The organism is Gemmiger formicilis, from assembly GCF_016901605.1.
In the GTDB taxonomy this organism is placed as follows: domain Bacteria; phylum Bacillota; class Clostridia; order Oscillospirales; family Ruminococcaceae; genus Gemmiger; species Gemmiger formicilis_B.
Window position 1 is genome coordinate 1 of the sequence record NZ_JACJKP010000412.1, and the last position, 513, is coordinate 513.

Annotated in this window: 1 pseudogene; it reads left to right on the forward strand. The window is 62.8% G+C overall.

Annotated features, from left to right (window positions below):
- Positions 1 to 108 precede the first annotated feature (108 nt).
- Positions 109 to 513, forward strand: a pseudogene (locus H6B10_RS15195) (phospho-sugar mutase); the annotation flags it as partial.

Consider the following 513-nt stretch of genomic DNA (forward strand, 5'->3'; position numbering starts at 1 on the left):
CCGCACATGCCCGCCGGAAAGGTAGCCGTAGCTCTCCTCAAAGCCGAAGATATAGCGGTCCACATGACCTTCCGCTTCCAGCAGGCCGATCTGCTCACCGATGAACTTGAAGCCATGGAAACCGGCCTGAAACTGTGCGACACCGTCCACCCCGACCTGATGCTGGGCACCGACCCCGACTGTGACCGGATGGGCACCGCCGTGCCGGACGGCAAAGGCGGCTACCGGCTGATCACCGGCAACGAGATGGGCATCATCCTGCTGGATTACATCTGCCGCACCCGCCAGGCCCGGGGCACTATGCCCGCCGATCCGGTGGCTGTGACCACCATTGTTTCCACCGACATGGCCACCCCTGTGGCAGCCAAGTACGGTGTGGAACTGCGCCGCACCCTGACCGGCTTCAAGTTCATCGGTGAGCAGATCGGCCTGCTGGAAGCGGAAGGTCATGTGGACCGCTATATCTTCGGCTTTGAGGAGAGCTACGGCTACCTTTCCGGCGGGCATGTGCGG